Source organism: Pseudomonas sp. KH_040 (assembly GCF_057839305.1).
In genome coordinates this window covers 3,389,383-3,412,389 of record NZ_CM174487.1, presented here as the reverse complement: position 1 = coordinate 3,412,389, position 23,007 = coordinate 3,389,383, and the positions used below count along the sequence as shown (strand labels likewise).

Sequence of the window (23,007 nt, the reverse complement as noted above, 5' to 3'; positions counted from 1 at the left end):
TGCCCGTTGTAGGCACCTGTTGTTGCTATGTTTCGTGGATACCTAGGGTCGATAGCCTTGCTGCCCATGTATAGACCATGATTGTTTCCCGAAGAAGGGACTTCCAGGCAAGCGTCCGCTCAACACACATCGGGCATCAGCACCTACTGGCCTTGTTCAACTGGTACTAGCATTCCCCTGACAACCGTGTCGCCACGCTGCTTGGCTCGCGCCTGGAGGTCGGAGCATAAGGACTCGATAGGCCAAATATCTCTCGAAATAGCGCGCCGGCAATCATTGGCCCGATACTGAGAAAGCATACAGAGTCGGATCGCCAGGTCGAACCTCACCACGCTGCTGCGCCTGGGCCATAATTCCGGTCATCAGCCGCAGCATCTGTGCGACCACGTTGTCGTGCCAAATTGTCGCCAAATCAGGAAAGGTTCGACTTTCGCCGATCATGAGTCGGGACAACGCTGGAATTTGACTATTCCCCCATTCGGTCGGCTGCAGTGTTGAGGATCAAAGGTATCAATTCACGAAGTGTCCCCTGCGAAGGAACGCAACACACTGGCCTACAGGTGCTCAGCTGGAGCGAACATGACGAATCGCTCAGTTCTCCGTAATATGTTGGCAAATCGCCATACAGGAGTTCAGCGTAATGCCTACAGCCTCCATCCCCGCCTACAAGGCAGTTTCGCCCCTGCTCGCAAGAAGCGCTGTGCCGAGAACAGGTACCGACAATCTGCCAGGTTATTACTCGACTCAGCACGATATGTGGGTTGTTGAGACACCTAATGGTATTCAGCCCGTTATTGCTCGCGGAGCGTTGGACGAGCTTCTCACCAAGACCAAGGTCAACAGTGAAGAGGATGACGACTCGTTCGTGACGCTCGAAACGCTGACAAAAACAAACTCCAAGCCCGAAAGTGACGACGATCTCATCTCCAAGGGGCAGGCCTCTCATCTGCTTCAACTGATGACCAAGACTGATACAGTGATCGAAGAGGATGACCCGGGTGACAGCTATGCCATGCTGGAGCTGATGACCAAAACCGAGGCAGAGCTTGAGCACGATGATCCAGGGGATATGCAATTCGGCCTAGATGAGCGCTTTTACCTGGATTGAGGCTTTCCACCATGTTTCTGCTGGTTACTAATCGCCGCGACATAACGATGGACTTCGTCGTCGCAGAGCTCCAACGGCGGGGCTTGCCTTATTTCAGGCTTAACACTGAACTGCTCCCTCTGTCCCGAAGCACATTGGGCGTGAGTGCCATGGATGATTGGGCAATTGAGCTGGAAGGGAAACGAATTACGGGGCGTGACGTTACCGCTGCCTATTTTCGCAGGCCTGGCGCGCCACAAGCACCTGAGGCAGTTCTGGATGAGGGTGAACGTGCTTACATTGAGGCGGAATGGAGCAGCTTCCTGAAGAGTCTCTATTTCCGATTGGAGGGTTGCTGGTTCAGTGACCCTACTCAGATCTTTGTGGCTGAAGATAAACCGCGACAGCTCCTGATTGCGCGGTACATCGGTTTCAATATCCCGGATACCGCCATCACGAACCAGTTGAAGCCCGCCGAGTTACTGACGGCAGAGGGAAGGGCAATCGGGAAACCTCTGCGGCAAGCGGTATTGCCGGGCGCGCTGGAGAAGGTGATGTTCACCTCACGGCTGCAGCCATTGACCGAAGCAGATGCGCCTGCCCTTGGCCTTGCCCCGTTGATCATTCAGGCTGAGGTGCCAAAAAAATATGATGTTCGCGTAACTGTCGTTGGCGCTCAGGTGTTCGCCACCGCCATCTGGTCTCAGGACAACGAAGTAACCGAAGTTGACTGGCGACGGGGTAGTCGCCCTGACTTACGACACGAGGTCATTAGCTTGCCCGATCAAGTGGCTGCTCAATGTCGAGAGTTGGTGCACCGTCTGAACCTGCGGTATGGCGCTATTGATCTGGTGTGTGACCCAGATGAAAAGCTGTGGTTTTTGGAGATCAATCCAAACGGTCAGTGGGCCTGGATCGAAAATCAAACCGGATACCCAATTGCTGCGGCAATCGTTGATGAGCTGGAGATGATACGAAATGGCCCGAGTTGATAGGCAGTTGTTTTGGCCGACCCTGGTTCCACCTACGCCTGAACAGGTTGCCGCAAATGACCAAATGCGCGCCGGGTGGAAAGCATCCGTCAACGACGGCAATTGGGATCTCCAGAGCGAAATAGCGTTGGAAGAGGCGCGCCGGATGTACGACGCCGAACAGGAGCGTCGTAAAGGTGCTGACACGAAAGCAGGGGTCTATCTTGCGGCAGTAACCGCACTCATCCCGGTGTTGGTGTCGTTATTGCCGACCCTTTGGAGCGACAAGACCAATAAAGCCCTTGGCGCCCTGTCGCTAGCGGTGTTTGCGCTTGCAGTGGCGTATGTCCTTCGAGCAGGGTACAGCGCGTTCTGCGTACTGCGCGTGAGCAATGCCCACATGGTGGGGGCCGACGACATTTCACGCTGCTGGAGCACGCAACAACCCGCCGCGAGCTTGGCCAAGTCTATCGCCGTCAAAGTCATCGAAAACTACCCGGGCAACAACGCCAAGGTGAGCTATATCAAGCTGGCGCATGACTACCTCCTGCGGGCGTTTTTCGTTTTCACCGTGCTGCTGGCTGTACAGGCGCTGTGGCCTTGCGCGACATGGGTGGTAGAAGAGATTTCCAAGCTGATGGCACCTGAGGTGAGGCAACCGCTGATGATGTGCTTTTCCTGACCAAGCACCACAAACGAGCAGACCTGGCTCGATGTCACTGTGATAGTACAGGTGGCGCGGCTCAAGTCCGGCTATCTAGCAATTTATGAAGAAGGGATGCTCATGTATTTACGTACGCTGGATGTTCAGGGCTTCAAATGCTTTGGTGAGCCGTTCACCATCGAGTTTCGAGACGGGCTGAACGTGCTCGTGGGAGAGAATGGGGCCGGCAAGACTGGAGTGGTCAGTGCAGTGCGCCAGCTCTTCAACGACTCGGAGTCAGGCAAGCGAATCATCAGTGAGCGCGATTTTTACCGGGGTTTTGAGGCGGGCGCGGTCGCTGCTGAAAGCATCCAGATTCAGGCGACGTTTTCAGGTCTGGATGATCAGGACGCCATTGCGTTTGAATCCTGGTGTGGAAATCATGACGAGGCCAAGCTGACTTTTGAGGCGCGCAATCAAGAGTCTCGCGGTCGCTTCAGGCACCACACTTACGCAGGTCACGAGCATGCCAAACCGTTTGAGTCCGAGACGCTGGACTACATCCATTGCATCTACCTGCCTCCGCTGCGTGACGCCGAGAACAAGCTTCGCGAAGGACGCCAATCCCGCCTTGCCCGGCTCATGAAGGCCCTCTGCCGCAAAGAGCTCGCTGAGGCCAGGAAGGCACAGACACTCCACCCACTGGAAGAGCATGTCGGGAACTTCAACCGCGAGCTTTCTCAGAGCGACCAATTTGCGATCAAACAAGCCAATCAGCGAATCGGAGACAACCTGAAGGCAGCGCTGGGGCTCAATCTCTCTCAGGGCACCATGATTCAGTTCTCCGAAGTCAACTTCTCCCGGATCGTGGAGGGCTTGCGGCTTCTGTACTTCCCTAACCTCAGCGAGGCTGACACAACCCAGTTCCGGTCGCTGGAAGAGAACAGCCTTGGCTACAACAACCTCCTGTACATCGCGTCGATCCTTGCTGAATTGATCCTGGAGGAAGAAGACGATCGAGGCGAAGAGACCTATCTGCGGCTCCTGTTGATCGAGGAGCCAGAGGCGCATCTTCATCCTCAGCTGCAATTGCGCCTGCTTCGACATTTGAAGACGGTGGCTGAAGAACGTGGCATCCAGGTCATCATCACCACGCACTCAACGGTCATCTCTGCCGCCGTCTCCCTGGATCACCTCATCCACATTTCAAATGACGCAAGGCCAGTAGCAATACCGCTCAGCGCGTGCGGCCTTCCCGAGCACAGCCGCCGCTTTGTGGATCGCTGGTTGGACGTCACAAAATCCAACCTCCTTTTCTCCAAAGGGGCACTGCTCGTGGAAGGAATCGCTGAGGCCATGGTGCTGCCAGAGCTGGCGCGTATTGTCTTGCGCCCCTACGGCGAGGGGAAGAACTGCCTGGATGACTACGGCGTCTCCGTGATCAACCTCGGCGGCATCTACTTCAATCATTTCATGCAGCTGTTTTGCGATGTCACAGGTGATCAGCCGGGCGAGAATGTCCCGATCAGGTGTGCAGGTCTTACCGACAATGACCCTCCGAAATCTATCCGGTCGGTTGCGTGGGAGGACGGTAAAGAAGCTCCTGTTTCGTTCCTTCCTCATGATGATGACCTCCAGGTCGGGGACAATCCGGCATTGGCGTTGATAGCGCCGATCAGTCAATCGCAGTTCGGCAGATTGTTTGCGGGTAAGTACAAGACCTTTGAGTACGACATCGCGATGGAGGGTAACAACCTCAGATTGATGTCGACAGCTGCGGCCAGTCTCTGGCCTGTACAAGATGGGGGAGTGGTGAGGGAGCTGACAACGCGGGCGGAGTTGGACTACTCGACCATGAGTTCAGCGGAGAGGGCGCCGTACGCGAATGCCATACTTGATCGAATCGAAACGAAAGAAATTGGCAAGGGGTTCTATGCGCAGGCATTTGCGGACGTACTGGCTAACCTGAGGGATGGCTTCGTCGTGCCGGAATACATCCGCTTAGCAATCCTCTGGGCTTGCGGGATCGAGGCAAAAGCCGAATGACCCGGATCAGACCTGAAGGCTCGAGGCCGAGGGATGCCGGGCGATGAACTTCACCAAGGAGCAGTTGGAATACATCGCAGCGCCGCTTGATCAGCACAGCTACCTGAAAGCATGCCCAGGAAGTGGCAAGACCGAGGTGGTGGCTGCAATGGTCTCGCAAACCATCCAGGCGTGGTCACGTTCGCCTTCGGGTATCGCTGTTCTAACATTTTCTAACAGCGCCACCGACGAGCTCCGGAGCAGGGTGCACAAGTACTTGGGCGGGCCGATCGGCTTACCGCACTGCATCTCTACCTTCGACAGCTTCGTGTTGACCCGGTTGGTGGCCAGCATCGCCAGCGAGCTGACGGGCTATCCAGGCAAAGAGGGCGATTTCCGTATTCGGATCCTTGAGAGGGAAGCAGATATCTTCCAGACCCGGCAGCGGATTTGTGGTCGCCGCGTGTCAGCCTGCCGGTACAACTACGATCTTGAAGCAGGCCGGTTCAAGTTTGCGACGGGTGAGCGAAGGTTCGATCAGCAGCTCAATGACGCAGAGATCACTCAGGAGATCAAAGCTGATCTCGTAGCTACCAAAAGGCGACTCTGGCTTGCCGGTTACGCGACCTATGCTGACATCGACATGCTGGCGCTCATGGCATTAAAGGAACGTAGGTTCGATGGCTATTTCTCGCGTGTTGCCCGCCGCTTCCCAGTGGTAATCGTGGATGAATGCCAGGATCTCTCCGCCGAACAACTGATGATCGTACGCAAGCTCAGCGGGCTAGGAGTTAAATTCCACTTTGTCGGCGATCTCAATCAGTCGATCTACGGCTTTCGCAGGTCGAATCCAGCCAATGTCAGCCAATTGATGGAGACACTCCAGTTCAAGCAGTACGAGCTGACAGCCAACTGGCGAAGCGGTCAAGCCATTGTCGACCTCTGCAGTAACATCGTCGGTACTGGAAAGGTTTCCGGGAATCCTGAAATCGCCTCCATCCAGCCAAAGATTCTCGAGTACGTAGGCTGTCCGTCAGAGCTACTGCCAACGATCCGCGCCATGACAACGGAGTACGGTAAGGTCGTGATGGTTGCGCGAGGGCATACGACCCTCCAACGACTGCGCAACGGGAAGACCTTCGAAGGCATTGAGTTACTCGCAGTCGCCTGCATCGGCGCCAGCTCAGGAAGCCTGAATGACCTCAAGGTGAGTGTGAGAACATTTGCCTACTGGCTGGCAGGGAAGCTCCAGCTGCAGGTCACAAAAGCAGGGCCCTATTGCCCGGTCTCAATGGAGTCCAAATTGAGCTGGCGCAAATTCCTCCACCAGAGCCTCCAGTTCTTGGTCGCCAATGGCGCCGGCGACGCAAACCAAACATGGACGGCATGGGTTCGTACCGCAAAGCTCGGGCTCCGACAGCTACCAGATCAAGGCTTCGTGCCCGACGAAATACGGGAGGAACTGCAGGCGTTGAGAGGGCTTAATCTCGTCGCCCAGCGTGGAGAGGGCAACAAACCGGTGTCCATACGCCTTTTAAGCCAGGAGATCCAAGATGGAGCACCGGAGACATTACGCTACGAAACTATTCACCAAGTCAAAGGCGAGACGCACGATGTCACCGTGGTTGTGTCCTCCAGAATCCGAGGCAAGCACGAGTCCCATTGGGCCGACTGGCTCTCGGACTGCAAATCTGAAGCCGCACGCTTCGCCTACGTCGCAAGCTCCCGCCCCCGGCACATGCTCATCTGGGCGGTGAAAAAACTGAAGCCGAAGGAGCGCCAAGCATTGGCCGAATTAGGCTTTGAACTTCCCTGAGCGATGCGCCGGGCTAGCTTGGTGGTGCCCATATTTGAGAGGCGACGCCGGCGGCGCCCAGAGTCGGTGTAAACATATTTCCCACCTGTTAACTGATTTGGTTTACAGCTCAAAAATAGGTTTACACCTTTCCAAGATGCCTGTGCGACCGACGCTCTGGTGTGGCAAGAAGAAGACTGCGATCACGAACCCACGCCTGAGAGCTTACTCATCAAGGGAGTTCGAGATGAAATACGCTTTCGTAGGCGGTACAAGGGTGCAAGCCGAGCCAAAACTACGCGGCGTTTGCCCATCGTGTAAGTCGGAAGTGATATCCAAATGTGGCAAGCACGTGATCTGGCACTGGGCGCATCGATCACGCTCGAGCTGCGATCCCTGGTGGGAGAATGAGACGGCCTGGCATCGTGGATGGAAGAATCGATTTCCAGCAGAGTGGCAGGAGGTAACACACCAAGATCCTGTCAGTCGAGAGCGCCACATCGCCGACGTGAAGACCAGCCATGGTGTAGTCGTCGAGTTCCAGCGCTCCACCATTGATCCGGTGGAAGTGACGGCCCGAGAACAGTTCTACAAACGAATGGTCTGGGTCATCGATGGCACCCGCAGCGAGCTAGATCCCTCGACTTTCAACATATCACGAGGGGCGCTTAGAGAAGACGGACTGGCTCATTTGAAATGGTGGGGACGGAGTCGGTTGTTTCACCGGTGGCACACCCAAACTCCAGTCTTCGTGGACTTCGGGGAGGCGGGCTTCTGGAGGGTATGCCAGTTCAATCCAGCAACCAATGAGGGAATCGTCGGTATCGTAGATCGGGATCTGTTCTGCCAGGGGTTGATTCTTGGTGAGACAGACTTCAGCCGGGGAGGCGGCCCCGCTGGGATGCCTTGAAAACTGGGGCTGTACGGCCGTCGCTCCCAAGGTAAACTAAACCAACCGCTCCGAGTTCCTCACCGCTAGCCACGGCCCTTAGGACGACTCGTTTTCAACTGTAACTATCCAGGTGTCAAGATGAGTGAGAACCTAACAGAGGAGGATATGCGCCGTGCCTTGTTTGGCGGTGCATCGCCCGTTCCAACCCCCAGCGAATCGTCGAGGCAGGATGTCCAAGCGCGATCACGCCCTTCAGCGCCCACCACGAAGCCTACAAGATCTGGGACTTAAAAGCTTAGCGTGATACTCCATGTCAGCAAGGAGTATGAAGGAGAAGTCGAGGAATTCGTCCCTGACGTCAGCACCCTCAGTACACTGCTCGCGGAACAGGAAGCCAAGGCTGCGGCGAGGAAGAAAAGGTACAAGTACATGGAAGTGGTATCGGTGAAGGCGATCTAAACTGCCCAGCCGCAGCGGCGTGAGCAATACATCAACCTCAACGCTCACCTCAGGCATACGCTGGCGGAGAAAATCACAAGCACAAAAGGGCATCATGCATGAGCACTACACTCAATGTCAGAGTAAAAAGTGTCAGAGGGCTCAGCCCCAGCGTGTCACTGATGGCAGTTAGTTTGTCGACGGTAGGGCTTGATAGCCCTTGTTCCAATTTCGACATATAGCCACGGCTGCTGGCCTCAGCCATTTGCTTGTGAGTTAGGCCTCGGCTGATCCGCAATGTTTTCAGTACGCTGGCAAAGCCTGTTTTGAGCGACATGTGAACACCTGACCAGGGTGAGCCGAGCAGGACTCCCACACGCCTGCAGCTGCGGAAAGACCCTACGTAGAGCATCTGAGCGTATCACAGACGCCCTAGCACCAGCTTGGCTGGAAAAACGGGCTTTCTCGGCATTCTTGGAGCTGCGGAGGATCAGCCCGCAAGCATTCCGGTGCGGCCGAATGCCCAAGCTAAGTGAACAGATAAGCTAACTAGCTTGATTAGTCCATTGTTTCCCTCAGCACCAAGGCAGCTCCTTTAGCCAGTCCACCTATGGATACTTGACCCTTGGGCGTCCAGGGAAGGCTTTTGGTAGGATTGATAAAGATACGCAGCTCAGTTTCGAATCCCTCCTCCAACCCAGATACGATCACTAGGTAGAAATTGGCTTTGCTTGCTTCTGCGCGACGGAACTCGGTTTCAGTCAGAGTGATCTCTGAAGGAGCTGCGCGGGCGAACGACTTCATCTCGATGAAGGTGCTCTGATCCAGAGTCCCGTCAGCGCCGATTCCTCTGTATGACTGTAAATCCACAAGCACAGCATCATCCCGCTGCATCGAAGCTTCCAAATAAGCCCAAGCCTTGGTCTGCAATTCTGCTGATGAGTACTGTTTGTAAGCGGTTTCTGGAACCGAGGGTGAAGATGGCCTTTTGGGTGTAGCAGACGGATTCAGCAGCGGGCCGGTTTTGCGCGGCTGCGGCCCTTTATGTGCGAGATCGCTTCCATCAATGGCTTCGACGGTGAATTGGAATTCGTGAGGCAGGGCCTTGAGCTTACGGGTCTGAATAGGGCGATCAGCACTGTCCGTGGTAGCCATCGTACCAGCATCCCGCTTGATTACCCGCTTACGATTATTGCCACTCAACCTTTCCTGTTCCGCAATCAACGTATCAAGACTGGTCTCCACAGCATCAGTCGCTAGGCTGATGTCGGGAATGTATTCACTGTCTTCACTGGCAGCCCAGGCAGACACCCAGGCAAGCGCAATCTCACGCATGCACGTTCCATCGCTCAGACCCGCGATCGCGATGCCGCCATGCTCGCTCCTGCCGATGAATTTTTCGTCGTCGAAATGCACCGCGAGGCCGGAAAAATCGGAATAGGCGTGAAGCTGAATTGGAATTTGCCGCGCCCCCTTTCGGGCGGCGTTGACGATCAGTTGACCTGGCAGGTGCATCTTGAGTCGGGCGTTGTCGAACCGACTCCAGGGCTCCATCGCCTTGTAGGAGCGTTCATCTTCTCTCGCAAGGTCACCTTTGAGCATGCGAAGCGCAGCTTGGAAACGAAACTCAAGCACGTCAGGGGTCGCGTTTGTTATCGCAGGGGCGGCTGCAGCGAATGGGAGCCTCTCCAGCCCTGCGGCGTTCACGAATCGAGAAATGGTGTCAGCCGCACAAGGTGGCGTCCACAAGGCGATCCTGTCGGATTTGAGGTTTGAGTAGTGTGAGAAATACAGTGGGCGCTTTGTTGTCCAGGTATCCCCCGATCGTAATGGCAGGAGGCTCAGGCTTCGTCTATCTGCAGCAGTCGCTTTATCCAACTGCCTGTCCATGTGCCGATAGATGTCGAGCAACAATGCGTCCTGCTTGGGGTCGTAGGCGGTCTTGGCCAAGGATTCCAGCTCTCTGATACAGCTTTTCAAGTCCGGGTGAATGATACCCAGTGCGTTCCATAACGGAGTGAGGCTGCGGTCATACAGAACGAAAGGTTGTCTGCCATGAAAGATGTCTTTGCCGGCAAAAACCGCTCGCATGCTGAACCACTCCTTGCTGTGCCTAGCGGTTGTGACGCACGGGGCAATGAGCCCTTTTTGTGAACGCTGAATGCCGAACTTCCCACGCAGACTCCCGGCCTGCATGTCGCCGATCATCGCCTCATGCGCGACGGTGGAGGCGCCCTGTGGGCAATGGCCAGCCAGGGCCTTGTATAACCTCATCAGGCTGACTTCGTCAGATGAAGATGTGTTTCTGGCACGCTCAAGAGCCGCCACCAGCTGTGAAACGGGCGGATTGACGCGCATCCCCAGCGCACGCGCAAATTCGCTATTCGCGTCAGCTTCGGTCAAGCCGCTGGCAAAATCCGTGTGATGCTCATACATCGCGAGCGTGACCTTCGTCTCAACAATGAGGGTGGTTGGTCTACACGGTGTCCCTGCGTAGTTGGGATACCACGCATTATCAATCAATCTCGCGAGCCAAGTAGTGGGCACTGGTGAGCTATCACTCCTGCCGCTTTCTCGGTAGGCAAAGGTTCTGCTGTACGGCTCGAAGGTGAGCCAGTTGCTGTCGATACAGCGAAAAAGTGCTATCGCTCTCTCAACGGCCGTGGGGGCGGACGCTTGCGCCGACTCACGGGATTTCCGTCCTCTCCGTGATACCGGCTGGATTGGGCTCTGACGAATGTTACGGATGACGGCATCAAGATCGGGCGAGACGAAATCGCGCGCTAGTCCACCGCGCGCCCGGCCCAGGAAGCGGCGAGCTGCACTCTGAGCGGCAAGCACGATGTGTGCGGAGTCCGTGGCGACCTCAACGAGGCGAGGAGAAACCTCGGCGCCAAGCAATGACAGAAAACGCTTCACGCCTCGCTTTCGAGCTGTGGTGACTGACTCGCCTTGGATGCCCCTTTGTCCTGCTCTGCTGATTTTGAACACCTCGGCGTAGCTAGCAGAAGCCCACAGCAGCTCAGGAGTGGTGCCCGCCGCCTTCGACCATGTGTCCTGCGAATCAGCGATGGATGCTGGCAGATACACGCTAGTCGGGGAGGCGAGCACCTTCGTAACGGTTGATCGACCATCCTCGAGTGCAACATGACTGAACGCGTCGATCAGCAGTGCAGCGCCCACCTCCTGGCCCAACTGACTGTTCTTCGTGTCGACGTGCTCAAACAGGTCTCGCAGATCGAGGAGGTCTTGCTTGTCGGCTGCAATAGGGTCTTGCGAGAAGCGCCTGGCAAACGCTTCAAGCACATCCTGGGCGACTACGTCTGCCTTGTAATTCGCGCTCTCTGATAGCCATTCGACGAGGGGCGCATATGGCGTGGAGAGAAGAAGAGGGTGAACCACATTTGTCAGATGATGGCGGGCTGCGAATCCAATCGCGGGTGGCTGCCCTGTTAGCCAGGAGTCGGCCTCGTCTTCGGCCTTGGCTTGTGTACGTTGCCCGCTTGCAAGTGGTACCCATTGAGAGTCCAGTAGCAGGTAGTCCTCGTCCAGTTCAAGGCATTTTAAAGCCATGTCCAAAAACCATGACGGAGACTTTTGCTCGAATCGCTCACAGTGCTCGAACACATCCTCGAGTTCCAGCGAGTGTGAAACGGAGAGGGCTTCTAGGACGACCCGCCAACGCCCGTCACTGTCCCGCATCCACTCGGGCAGCATTGGCCATCCGCTCACTGCGAGGTGGTCAGCTTCTGTCAGCATCCCGTCGATCGACTCATCGCAATAAGAAATCTGACTCAGCGCATAGCGGTCATCGATGAGAGTCGGACAAGCTTTGAAGGCCTCTATCACTTTGCTCCATTGTTCATGGAACAATTTGTTGAGCCAATCCGAACTGCTGTCTGTCTTCGCTCCGACAGGAACGGCTAGCCAAGCAAGGGTATTGCGTTGCTGCGCCAGATAAATGGCCAACTCACCTAGAAACTGGCCGGATGCTTCGGTCAGCCACTGATTCCACGCGCCATGAATCATGTCTTCCCGAGAGGTTGAAGGGTCAAACTGTGCGTCGAGAGAGAATGCAGCATTGGTGTGGATCTTGGTGGGCAGCGCTACATGGATCCGTCCTCGTGCACTCCCGCTCACCGGCACCGCTACACCAATGGGTGTGAAGTCGCCGGTTGCCTTGGCAGCGCGTGCCTTTCCAGCGGGAACCCTCACTTCACAAACGAAGCGCTCCCAAAGACCGTCGTCCACCAAGAAGGTTGAGTGGATGACACTGCTCTGGTGCTTGCCAAGTGACAGTTTGAAGTGGCAGTCGGATTGAGTCTGCTGGATCGCTAGATGCTTTAGCGAGATACCCTCATCCAGGTCAAGCAAGGTGATAGCGCGAACGTTATCCAGGAAGATCAGGTCGCTGGGGGCCCAGTCATCAAACCAGGCTTCCAGAGAGGCAAGGTCATAGTCTGGATAGAGATCGACGCTGACCATCGTGTGGTCGGCAAGGGGATCGTAAAAGTCCCTGATAGGCTCGGCTTCTTCCACCATGGCCACGTGGTCGTCACGTGAGCCGAAATGGAAGGGCGCGCTGTGGACTGTCAGATTATCGCCGAGCTGCGTTAGGGTTTTCAGTCCGATGCCGAACCGACCTTTGAGCTCCGCTGATTGCTGCTTGGTGGAGTAGAACGGGTAGATCATTGGTAACACGTGGGGGAGTTCCACGGGCAAACCGTTATGGACGATGACCAGCTGCTTACTACCGTTAAAAGTCTGTACACCAAATTGCACAGAAGTGGCATTCAGGTCATCAGCATTCTGGATAACCTCACGAAGCCCTTGATAAGGGTCGGTGTTCAGCCGTTTGGCGCCCTGATTTCCCCCCTTGAGCAGGGTGGTCAGGATCTCTGGCTGCTCACGTTGAAGCTTTACAAACTCGGTGAGTGCGGCATTCGCATACGCTTTGCTGCGCAGCGTCGGCTCCTTGAAAGTGGAGGCTGAGTTAAAGCAGGCTGAAGCGTGCAAGCGTCCGAGTTGCTCGTCCATGATGGACTACTCCATAAAAGCACTTTGAGATCAGCCGATCATAGACTCGCTTCGATGTGAGTTCCATGATGGTTATGGTTTGTAGCGCACGGAGCACTTAGGCGCCGCTGCTCCAGAGCTCAGTGCAGACGAAGGAGCTTGAGTACGGTAGGTTGGGGATTGTTGAGCGGTAGAGCATGCAGCCTCGCTTGGATACAAGTTGGGTTCCGCACGGAGCAGATACGTCACGCCTCAGATGGAGGTGGAGATATTGGATCCCGGGATACAGCATCGCACTTTGCAACCCAATGAGATGATGCTGATCTGCTGGTGCTGGTGCTGGTGCTGGTGCTAGCTGCAGGCCTTGCCCTTTTGCCGACAGCAACCGCACTGCTGCCGTCCGCAAGTAGGATCACGGTTCTATGGCACCATAGTCGAGTCACATTTGGCGCTACAGCGGCCTAGTTGAGATGGGTAGTCCCCAAGAAGAAAAATCATCGCGACGGCGCTCAGGGTGACGAAACGGCTTGAGGAGTACATCCGTACCCCTCTCCGTGTCCGCAACAGCAGTGGTTGCGTAGGTTAACGGTCGCTCGATAAGATTGGCCATTGATCATAAAAGGATTTTGGCATCATGTACCCCCCACGTCAGCATTTCGCGCTACTCAGCCCCATCACTGATCGCCAATGGGAAGAGTTTCCTTCCCACCTTGCCAGCCTTTTTAACAAAGCTGATCTGGTAAAGGCCGGTTTAATGGCGGAACACGAAGAGCTTGAGTTTGCGACCAGCGCTATTCAACGGGATGGCGGATTATGGGCTTTTTTCACTGTTGCAGTCTCAGGTTACGCCCCTACTGAGAGTTTGTTGACCGCCTTGGTATCTGGTTTCGAGCGCAGCGCGAGCAGTGGCTATACGATTGGCAAACCAGGCAGCGGATATGGCCCGCAACCCGGTGGGACAGTACTACCCGAGTGGGCATGAAGATATCGGCTTACGATGGGCTCGGCCGCGCTGGGGCTGCGAGCTTAAAGGGATCCATTGTACTGCAAGGCGGCCAAACGCTTTAGGCACATCCATATATCGTACGCCAATATTATTGTTTTCGAGTTTTTGTAGCATATTAACGCTGCCGATCAGAACCGGCAGTAGTTGTCCGAAGTCGATTGATCGGGTAATCTTCGAAAAGCCTTTTCGCACCTTGCAAGCTGGCAAGTAAATACATCCTGCGATCACGATATTCATCAGGCAGAGAACAGGGGACACATTACCTCACATGCATCGCATATTTACATAAAAATCAAAGTGGAGTTGAGCGCTTAAATGGAGAATTACTCTTCAAGATTCGACTGGCATCAAGCTGTAGACAACACTGTCAACAGTGCTTTAGGTAAGTGCTACCCCAGAGATTGGAAAGATGAGGATTATCTTACAAGATCACTGCTGTATGCATTAAAAACCGAGCATTCGAACGTAACAATTGAACAAGGTGAGCCTGGAAAAAACGCCAAGTGCCATTGGGATGTCTATAAAAACACAAAAGAGCAGGGCATTGAGCAAAAGCACGGCGATATTGGTATTCTAGTCCAGCTGCGATTTGGTGAGAATAAAACACTGGAAGGGGTGGCGTTTCTTGAGGCCAAACGAATTTATCACGACCAAGCTAATGATTCAAAATCAAAATTCTCTGCATTAGACATGGAGCAGTTGAAAAGGTATTGCAGTAATTCTTCATTTCATCGAACTGTTTTTTATGATTGCATGAGCAGTGAGGGTGGACATTCCGCCTTTTCCGCTACTATCCCGACTCGCCACCTACTTACTATTAACAGCGATGACAGGGCAATATATCCATATTGTGAGTTTTTGTCGTGCTGCCTTACAGACAGATATTTGCAAGGCTACGAGCTTGACTTTGATCCTGACCTGGTCGAATCAGTCAAAGGGTTTCTTGATGTAAATGGTGGGGTTAAGTACTTAATAGTCGCTCAATCCGTTTTGAGCCCTGATCTTGCGCTAGATCCCAACCTCATAAATATCAACAAAAAAATTTATAAACCACTAGCGTCGCCTGCCCCGCGCATCAAGCCTAAAAATAACCTTGGCGACCCAACTATGTAATCTACAAGCAGGCTTTGAAATTGCTCGCCAGGGCGGCCTTCCGCCACTCTGGTACTTAATCGTCACGTCACAAACACCCCTAGAGTAGGGTGCTCGTATTATGTAGAGTGCTACTACTTCAAAATTTTAAAGATCCAATCCTCCATCTCCGCTTCAAACCCATCCGCGCAAAAGTCTAGGTTTGGCCAGTAGTTCTGGTACACCTCGTAGTCGAGCGCTACTGCGTTCGCACGGTTCTCGGCATTCAAGACATTCCAGGCCCGATACATCCGGCGCTTCCAATCGGTCTCCATGAGCAAGCGGTACGACGTGTCCCATGACCAACCGTCTTTCATGAGCGTCGTCACGAAGAAATCCGCAGCCGCATTCGCACAGCTGGCTGTTGTGGGCAATCATCCTGTCCAGGATCGAATAGGAAATGCCAATGGCCTGGAAGATGGATTCCCCTTGACTGTCCAGCTTGTCACCGAGCTGTGGAGAATACGTGGTTTGAGGCTGCTGTGGGATGAAGACGAAAAATGCAGCGGTCGGGGAGGTCATAGGTCTGCCTTTATTGTTGTAGTTTGATTTCATGATGCCCATGGAGCAAGCGTCGCTGTAATGCGTTGCATGGCGTCTGCTCTGCATTCCTCATCAGTGAGCCCCAGCCTGACTCTCCAGCGGGAAGACACGCGTGGGTCTTGTGGCTAAAATAAGCACGCCCGTACTGGCCATAGGCAATCATTGCATTGATGATCGGCCACTTTAGGAATGCTTACAGGGGGATACATGGAGTCAGTTGTTCCGAGAGACCGGTCGATATCCGATCTCTTATCGCGTGCCGCATCAGCGGATCTGGAAGTCTTGGCCGACCTGATCACCGACAATGGCAAGGGCAGGATAGCCCTCGACAGCGACGTGAAGGCAACCATCATGACCCGGAAGGTGCAGGGCTGTTTGCAATCTATTTCGGGCCTGCTTGAAAAGGAAATTCGTGCGTTCGGAAGCAACACCATTGCCTCCGCATTCCGAACTGAGAGCATCGACTACCTCGAGCTTGCAACAGATGTCGCCAAAAAGCTGGACGGAAAACCCTCCGCCCAAGATGACATCTTCGCCATTGAGGAAATCATCATCCGCCAGGCCATGGACAAATACATGGGAGACGAAGCGCTCAAGGACTATCTGAGCGGCGGCAATCTCGCTTGCTACATCAATGAAATGGTGAAAGCGCTGATGTTGTCTGCCGGTAGCCTGGGCGGTATGGCTGCCACTGGTGGCGGGGCGGGCTTCGCCAGCGCATTAGGAGGCCGGGTGCTCTCAATGGTGGCAGCGCCACTTGCTATTGGAGCCGCAGGACTCGCGATTTACCAGGCTTCGTCGCCGGCGTTCCGGATCACCATTCCTGCCGTGCTGCAAATCGCCAAGCTGCGGCGCGCACGTTACGACCAAGAATTCGAGGCCTACACGGAGAAACTGAAAGCATGTTTGTAAACGTTGACGCGCTTGTACGCTCCTTGCCTGACATCCCAGATGTCCTGGCCAAACTGCATAGCGGAGATTACACGCTTTGGGGTGGCGTAGTCCGACACTCAAAGGGAACCGAGAAGGCTGGCCAGATCGTCGGGCACCTCCTTTTTCCGGGCGACTCAGGGCATGTCCAAGAGAGCCTACAGAGCCTGCAATCCACCCTATCAAGTGGCCTAGGGTCGCTCCAAACCGGCATGGATCAGGTGCAGCAGAGCTTGAATGTGCTTCAGGGTCTGCAGTCGGCCAATCTCGTAATGAGCGGACTCAACCTCGCAGTGACAACTGCAGGCTTTGTCATCGTTTGCAAAAAACTCGATAAAATCAGCCAGAAAATAGACGAGCAATCAAAAACGATCGCACATACATGGCAGTTGGTGAGTGAAGGGCACGAACGGAATCTACTCGCTGATGAGGCTCGCTTTCGAGGCCTGCTACTCACCGCAATGCAGTTCTGCGAAGAAGGTGATGTTCAGCAGCTCAGGCCATTGATTGGATCGTTCAATGAGCAGTATCAGTTCACCAGGCTTCTCTTGGAACGGCATTCGCGGAATGCCACCAGCAACGTCGTACTCTTCGATCAGATTTCATTACTGCAACACCGATTGGTAAACCTTGGCTTGATGATGTCCCACGTTCAGTTGAAGGCCGGTTCTCACAAGTACGCCCGACAAAGCCTGACGGAGCTTGCCACCGACATCGCCAGCCTCAACGCTTCACGGGTAAAGGCTTTGTCCAACGATCGCAGTGTTGCGTCAACTATCACTCATGAGCAATTCGCGGGTCTGACTCGTTTCCTGCAGGACGGAACACAGATGACGCCGTCTCTGACCTACCAAGCTGATCTCATTGAGCTTGAAGTGAAACATCCTGGGCTGATCCAGCATGCGACCGAGGCGCGGGAAATTCTGCTGATAGCCGCGTGAGCTGTTCGGTTGCCGTTAACGAAACGCGGCACTTGAAGCTGCCATTAATGCCGGGGAGGGCAGTTGCAAGCGGAACGCGCAGGCCTTTGGCCGTAGGCACGAGGATGGAAGCCCGCAGGGCCAAGACCCCGACTCAGTCGGGGCTTGGTTCACGGCGGGATCAAGGGTACCGAGCCGTGCGCGGACGTCGTTATTGATTGGGCGCTCCAAGCCTTGGTGATCGGTTAGGAGCACAATCGGCGGGAACAACGGATACGGCACGAAGGAATCCGTGGGGTCGGCTGGCGCTGGCGATTCGGACGGCGAGCTCGGCGCAGGCTTAGGGCGTGGTTTGCGCGCTGGGTTCTTAATCGATGTCCGCGATCGTGGCGGTGGCCGTAAACAGGCTGAGACCACTAGGCACGCAACGTGGTCGGATCACCGGCTGCGGCTGCCTGCAGGCGATCTAATCTGGCAGCCTGGCCCAAGCTGCATAGACGAGACGCCAGAACTCGGCCGTGGAGTGACAGCGCATGGATGTAAATTGTAGACGCCGAAGGATGTTGACGGATGCGGAATCAGATTAAGGCCGCTTGAGGCGCGGGGATCAATGGTGAATAGGCTTGGGCTGACTTGAGCGCTGGCTTACGCGATGGCGCCGATCGTCGAGAAAAGCACCGGTATAACAGGAGAAGACTAAACAATCGTCAGCTCAGTTTAGTGAAGCTTCAGTTTCCACCGTAGATCGAGAGCGTTGGCAGAACTAGGCGATAGAATTTCGGATGGGATCTCTAGCTGCTGAATTATGGTTTTCAAACCGGGCAATGAGGGATGGCGGGGCTAGTGAAGCTGAGGAGGTACTGGAGAGATGGAACGTAACGGGTTGATTCGAGGGGTGTATGGTGTGTGAACATTGAAAGCTAAACGGAAAACCATTTCCCCTTTTATTACAGTTATTTATCTGCGATGTCGCCCCATCGCCGGAAAACAGAAATCTTTTTTCCGGTAATGGAACGCCATCTATTCGTTTTTCCGCCAATGAAACGTACGTGCCATCTATCTAGATCACCCTCCACCCATACGACGGAATCCCCGTCCAACCTCCCACCAGCGACTTCGATCAGATGCACAATTGAAACGTCAGGCTTGTAAATTTCTGTCCCCCTAGTGACTAACTCCTTCGCACGAATTGAATCTCCCAGAGTTGCGGATTTCCCGTAACCACATGCTACAGACGTGCCGTAAGGCCTTCGACCAGCCAATCCCCGGCGACTACACAGCACGAACAAAATTTTTTTCATAACCACTATTGGTCAGATTCGGTTTTTTTGGTTATAAAAAAACGATATTTTTTAATATATTTTTTAATTCATAAAGCATCACAATTAGTGAAGGCTGGATAGTAAATTATTGAAAGGACTGAGAAATTAAATAGTAAACTAAGTGTATTTATTTCGGTGGCTCAAAGTTCAATATATACATAAGTCGGTGTTTGCGTTTCGAGCTACTCAGCTGCTGGGTTTTTATACATGGTTGCGCATTGTGGATGAGTGACTATGATGAGCCAAGTGTCATGTACCTCAGTTAGAAATCATAAACATCAGAGTTGGTCATGGATAAGAGTGATCTGTATGAAGAAGCTCAACCGTGTGAAAAAACTACGGGATTGGTTCCAGTCAAAAGACCCCACGAAGGTGTCCCCAGAGATTGGAAAGAGTCTGGTGTTCCACCCAGCAATGAAGTCATTCCATATCAGGTAAGGACGATTGACCACCGGGAGGAACAGCTCGCAGATGAACGTAGATCTGTATTCGAACAGATCGATCAAGGAATGTCTGCCAGTAGAGGCATGGAACTGCTTGGGTTAAAAAAATCCCATTTCTACAAGTTGCTCGACGATCATCGCAATGGAAAGGACATCATTCGTAATCACAGGGGAACGCCTAAAGGAGGCAGTCGAACAACATCGGGACAGGTGGCCGCGCTCAGCAACGCGTTCGAAAACCATTACGAGGGCCCGAAGGCCTCTATCAGTGAGTTGTTGAAGTGGGCTAACCGTCATTGTGAACGTGCTGGTGAAAAACCGATAAGTCGCCATACGGCGAGAAGGTATCTCTATGCAATACCAGAAAAAGACCGTGACCGAAAAATACTTACTGTTGAGCAGTTCAATCAAAAATATGGATATAAGCCAAACAAACTAATCATCGATTGTTTGCTGCGTCGCGTGTCAATGGATCATACCCGCGTGGACATATTGCTCGTTGATGAGTTTAATAGAGATGTGATTATCGGTCGTCCCTGGATAACCCTGATCATTTGCGACAAGTCTAGGGTTATCCTAGGTTTTTATCTAAGTATGGAAGCTCCGAGCCTAAACACGGTTGCTGCTGCCTTAGCGTTTGCGATTATGAATAAAGAGAGCAGCCTGCTCAGTTTCTTTACTCACCCTGGTGAATTTCCGTTCTTTGGCATTCCGTTCGTCATTTTTACAGATAATGCTGCTGAGTTTACAAGTGAAGCATTTATCCAGCAATGTAAAGAATGGGGGATGGAATGGGAACATCGGCCCATCGGCAAAAAGTGGTATGGCGGGATCATAGAACGCGTTATTGGCTCATTCATGACAACTGGAGTGCACTTTCTTCCCGGCTCAACTGGGAGCAACGTTGTAGAGCGGCAGAGTTTTGAAAGCGAGCTAAATGCCCAGTTAGACTTCAAACAATGTGCGGAGTGGATAGTGAAAGAAATAACAGTTTACCACGGAAAAATTCACAGATCTCTAGGTTGCACCCCTAGACAAGCTTTCACCCATTATAAAAGCGAGGGAAAGTATGACTCATCTAGGGTTATCAGTAAAAAAGATGAAGCTAGATTCCTCATCGATTTCTGCCCTACTTCATTCAAGCACAAAGTTCACTCTTACGGGATCAATTTCGCCGGCCGCAGGTATGAAAGCGATGCCCTGAAGGACTATGTAGGGGAAGAACTCGATGTCAAGTATTTACAGTATGACCTTAGCTATATTTGGGTAAAGGCGCCTAATGAATTCTTAAAAATTCGTTGTTCTTACAACCGTGAAGGGCTATCAATACATTGGGAATCCTACTCGAACCACAAGCAGTTATCTAAACGTGTACCAAGTTTGATCAATAAGGCTAGCGGTACCATCGATGATGAGTTCGCGCCCGCCGCTATGGATCGTCAGGAAGAAATTCTTCAAGAATCTGCAGCTATGAAAACGGCTTTCATGAATGCGCCGAAACAGCCAGCTCTACCTCCACCACCTCCACCTCCACCTCCACCTTCAGCCGAGAGGGTGGATCTGGATGAAGTGGAGGCTTACCACATTGATGATAGCAAATTCTATGTCCAATCCGATGACGTTATCTGGGAGGAAGATGACGATATCTTCAAGCCACGAATAATTTCAGACACCAATGAAATCGATCTGCTTGTTCCAGTTTTGATCATTGATCCTAAGGAGAGTTGAGTTATGAATAATCAGTGCGAAGTTCCAAAATACGGTCACGTCAAAGCAGACTTAAGGCATCTTGTCGACTTGCCCCCAGAACAAAGGATTCAGATATGCCGCCATGATATCTGGATCGATACCCCGCGCTTGAAGCCCTTGCTGAACTGCCTAAAGCACATGGTATACACAGACCACCAGATCCAGGCGTCTAGCATATTCATCCATGGAGAGGGCGGTGATGGCAAGTCCGCATTATTTCATCGTCTGCAGGCGTTGGGCGAGCTTTCGGGGAAGAAAATGGTATTTATCACCCTGACCGAGAATTTGAACCGATACAAACTACATGACGCCATCTGCGAGCAATTTAGCGTGCAGATCGGCAAGAGAACCACTGCAGCTAACAGACTTGACATCATTGAGAAAAAAATTAAATCGGGGGATATCGGTGCCATTGTCATCGATGAGTTGTCCGATGCGATGCTTGAGGGGAGCACCAACAAACGAATAATCTTGTCACTGTTGCGCAGCCTAGCAGAAGGCAAGCTCAAGCTTTGCGTTATTGCTTTTGGCAACTCAGTTGCGAATGAAGCAATGATACTTGATCGTGTGCTAGATCGGCGATTTGTGCAATGGGAACTGCAGTCCTGGAAATTAGATCAGCACTTTGTGGACTTCATTGCAACCTACGAAACCCATTTGCCCCTGAAGCTTGTGTCGAACGTTGCATCCCCAAAGCTGCGGACGCTCATATATTCAAACTCACATGGCATTCTGGATAATATCGTAAAGATTCTCAAATGCGCCGCTATGGACGCTATCGAGCAAGGCACTGAACGGATTACGCAAGATCAAATCCCTAACATCGATGCCTTGGCGATGAAGTACGGTTTCAAAATCCACCATCCTGCAAAGCCCAAAAAAACATGATCAAGCTCTCGCCCTCACAGTTTGCTACCGCTAACAGTGTCTTAGCTGCTTTGACACGTGGGGGCGTACTTTGCGTTGTCTCATCCCAGCCTGGTTTTGGTTTGACGACCTGCATGGAGAATATCAGGTCGCGCGTGAGTAATCCGTTTTTCACTATAGCAGACCATCCTGAACTTGCCGGACTGGATCTTCTTGGTCAGTTGTATAATCACCTAAATATTGATGCTGAGTTTCAAGCTAAAAGTGAATTGCCCAGCTTTGCAATTGAAATTATTACCTTGAGAGAGATTTCCACAATTTTTGTCGACGATATAGATATTTTCCTTTGTGGTGAGCGTGCTAGGCGTCGTACTGTACATCAGCTGAAACTGATTCTAACTGCGCTCCCATCAGTGAACATTGTAATCTCTGGGCTTCATGCAGAAACAACGGACATGCTTGAACTGCAGGTGGGCTCATCACACAGTGGTGAAGCTTTCAGCCTGGATGGCTTTCAATGTTTATATGAATACAAGGTTTTTTTCGAATCGATCCTCGCTGAAAACTCACAAACCGAGTTCGCGGACGTATCGCTGGAAGCGCTTTATCTCATTACCAAAGGAAACCTTGGTAATACATTTCTGCGATTGTTCCATCCCGCCTACCTCTACTATGGTCAGAAGTAAATGACTGTTTGCATCGATTGCTTACCGATCGAGGGAGAACTTTTGTCGTGCTGGTTGTATAGGCAAAGCATGGTTTCCAAATACACGCCGCTCGGCCGGGAAGCACTCAGCCAGCTATGGGTTGCCTCGGGCCCGGCGGTAGACTTCGATCCAGATTTCTCGCGAAGCTCCAGCTTTACAAACGCGGCTTGTGACGCCGTAGGCATGAGTAGTGATCTTAGGGCTGCCCTCATTCAACCACCTAGCACCTGGCTGATACCACGCTTTTACAGGCGCACGTTTTGCTATCAGTGTTTGGCTGAAAATTTTCGAACCCATGCATTTCCTACTTCACTGAACAAATGGTGTGCCGTGGGCGTCGTAGTCTGCGAAATTCATAATTTGCCGTTAATCGATGCTGCGGAGGTATTCGGGCCTAAGCTGAGCATGGCCATGAAATTTTTCCAGATGCATCATTTACACAAGGACAGGTACCTCTCAGCATCACGCTTGCAGGACGCGAGGCGGTCTATCAAGTCCTTGCGACTCGTACAGGATATGCTT

17 protein-coding genes are annotated in these 23,007 nt (G+C 53.0%); 13 read left to right on the top strand and 4 right to left on the bottom strand.

Annotated features, from left to right (window positions below):
- Nucleotides 1–273 precede the first annotated feature (273 nt).
- Entirely contained in the window at nt 274–441 is a 168-nt protein-coding gene (locus AC3IUF_RS15270) for a TetR/AcrR family transcriptional regulator C-terminal domain-containing protein (RefSeq protein ID WP_489278452.1), read from the bottom strand.
- Nucleotides 442–640: 199 nt separating this feature from the next.
- On the opposite strand from AC3IUF_RS15270, the gene AC3IUF_RS15265 reads away from it, so the two are divergent.
- From AC3IUF_RS15265 to AC3IUF_RS15240, 6 genes are all read left to right on the top strand, one after another.
- A complete protein-coding gene (locus AC3IUF_RS15265) occupies nt 641–1,108 on the top strand; it encodes a hypothetical protein (RefSeq protein ID WP_226926229.1) in 468 nt (155 codons plus the stop codon).
- An 11-nt stretch (nt 1,109–1,119) separates the two neighbouring features.
- Nucleotides 1,120–2,079 carry an MvdC/MvdD family ATP grasp protein gene (locus AC3IUF_RS15260; RefSeq protein WP_489278449.1) on the top strand — a complete coding sequence of 320 codons (960 nt, stop codon included), beginning with the start codon at nt 1,120–1,122 and terminating at the stop codon, nt 2,077–2,079.
- On the top strand, nt 2,066–2,740 hold the full coding sequence (locus AC3IUF_RS15255) for a hypothetical protein (RefSeq protein WP_489278447.1): 675 nt from the start codon (nt 2,066–2,068) through the stop codon (nt 2,738–2,740). The genes AC3IUF_RS15260 and AC3IUF_RS15255 overlap by 14 nt, the downstream gene beginning before the upstream one ends.
- 102 nt (nt 2,741–2,842) lie before the next feature.
- Nucleotides 2,843–4,747, top strand: a complete 1,905-nt coding sequence (locus AC3IUF_RS15250) for an ATP-dependent nuclease (RefSeq protein WP_489278446.1) — start codon at nt 2,843–2,845, stop codon at nt 4,745–4,747.
- A 43-nt stretch (nt 4,748–4,790) separates the two neighbouring features.
- Nucleotides 4,791–6,542, top strand: coding sequence for a UvrD-helicase domain-containing protein (locus AC3IUF_RS15245; RefSeq protein WP_489278445.1), 1,752 nt, complete (start codon nt 4,791–4,793; stop codon nt 6,540–6,542).
- A gap of 226 nt (nt 6,543–6,768) precedes the next feature.
- Nucleotides 6,769–7,431: a competence protein CoiA gene (locus AC3IUF_RS15240; RefSeq protein ID WP_489278443.1), complete on the top strand. Its 663-nt coding sequence runs from the start codon at nt 6,769–6,771 to the stop codon at nt 7,429–7,431.
- Between the two features lie 514 nt (nt 7,432–7,945).
- On the opposite strand, the gene AC3IUF_RS15235 is transcribed toward AC3IUF_RS15240, so the two are convergent.
- Nucleotides 7,946–8,188, bottom strand: a complete 243-nt coding sequence (locus AC3IUF_RS15235; RefSeq protein ID WP_489278442.1) for a helix-turn-helix domain-containing protein — start codon at nt 8,186–8,188, stop codon at nt 7,946–7,948.
- Nucleotides 8,189–8,409: 221 nt separating this feature from the next.
- Nucleotides 8,410–12,888, bottom strand: a complete 4,479-nt coding sequence (locus tag AC3IUF_RS15230; protein WP_489278441.1) for a sacsin N-terminal ATP-binding-like domain-containing protein — start codon at nt 12,886–12,888, stop codon at nt 8,410–8,412.
- A gap of 613 nt (nt 12,889–13,501) precedes the next feature.
- Between AC3IUF_RS15230 and AC3IUF_RS15225 the strand changes: the two genes are divergently transcribed.
- Together AC3IUF_RS15225 and AC3IUF_RS15220 are read left to right on the top strand one after the other, a co-directional pair.
- Complete coding sequence (locus tag AC3IUF_RS15225; RefSeq protein ID WP_150692480.1) at nt 13,502–13,849, top strand: hypothetical protein; 348 nt, start codon at nt 13,502–13,504, stop codon at nt 13,847–13,849.
- Between the two features lie 339 nt (nt 13,850–14,188).
- Nucleotides 14,189–14,986: a hypothetical protein gene (locus AC3IUF_RS15220; protein WP_489278440.1), complete on the top strand. Its 798-nt coding sequence runs from the start codon at nt 14,189–14,191 to the stop codon at nt 14,984–14,986.
- Between the two features lie 153 nt (nt 14,987–15,139).
- Here AC3IUF_RS15220 and AC3IUF_RS15215 read toward each other — a convergent pair whose 3' ends face one another.
- Nucleotides 15,140–15,568, bottom strand: a complete 429-nt coding sequence (locus AC3IUF_RS15215; protein WP_489278439.1) for a hypothetical protein — start codon at nt 15,566–15,568, stop codon at nt 15,140–15,142.
- 261 nt (nt 15,569–15,829) lie between these two features.
- Here AC3IUF_RS15215 and AC3IUF_RS15210 point away from each other — a divergent pair, with 261 nt between their 5' ends.
- The 5 genes from AC3IUF_RS15210 to AC3IUF_RS15190 all read left to right on the top strand — a co-directional run bounded on the left by AC3IUF_RS15210 (nt 15,830) and on the right by AC3IUF_RS15190 (nt 22,464).
- Nucleotides 15,830–16,459: a YaaW family protein gene (locus tag AC3IUF_RS15210; protein ID WP_489278438.1), complete on the top strand. Its 630-nt coding sequence runs from the start codon at nt 15,830–15,832 to the stop codon at nt 16,457–16,459.
- Nucleotides 16,450–17,418 (top strand): hypothetical protein, encoded by a 969-nt coding sequence (locus AC3IUF_RS15205; RefSeq protein ID WP_489278437.1) that lies wholly within the window; start codon nt 16,450–16,452, stop codon nt 17,416–17,418. Before AC3IUF_RS15210 ends, AC3IUF_RS15205 begins: the two co-directional genes overlap by 10 nt.
- A gap of 1,591 nt (nt 17,419–19,009) precedes the next feature.
- A complete protein-coding gene (locus AC3IUF_RS15200; protein ID WP_489278436.1) occupies nt 19,010–20,890 on the top strand; it encodes a transposase in 1,881 nt (626 codons plus the stop codon).
- Nucleotides 20,891–20,893: 3 nt separating this feature from the next.
- Nucleotides 20,894–21,799 carry an ATP-binding protein gene (locus tag AC3IUF_RS15195; protein WP_109784930.1) on the top strand — a complete coding sequence of 302 codons (906 nt, stop codon included), beginning with the start codon at nt 20,894–20,896 and terminating at the stop codon, nt 21,797–21,799.
- Nucleotides 21,796–22,464: a hypothetical protein gene (locus AC3IUF_RS15190; protein WP_146206152.1), complete on the top strand. Its 669-nt coding sequence runs from the start codon at nt 21,796–21,798 to the stop codon at nt 22,462–22,464. The genes AC3IUF_RS15195 and AC3IUF_RS15190 overlap by 4 nt, the downstream gene beginning before the upstream one ends.
- Nucleotides 22,465–23,007 lie beyond the last annotated feature (543 nt).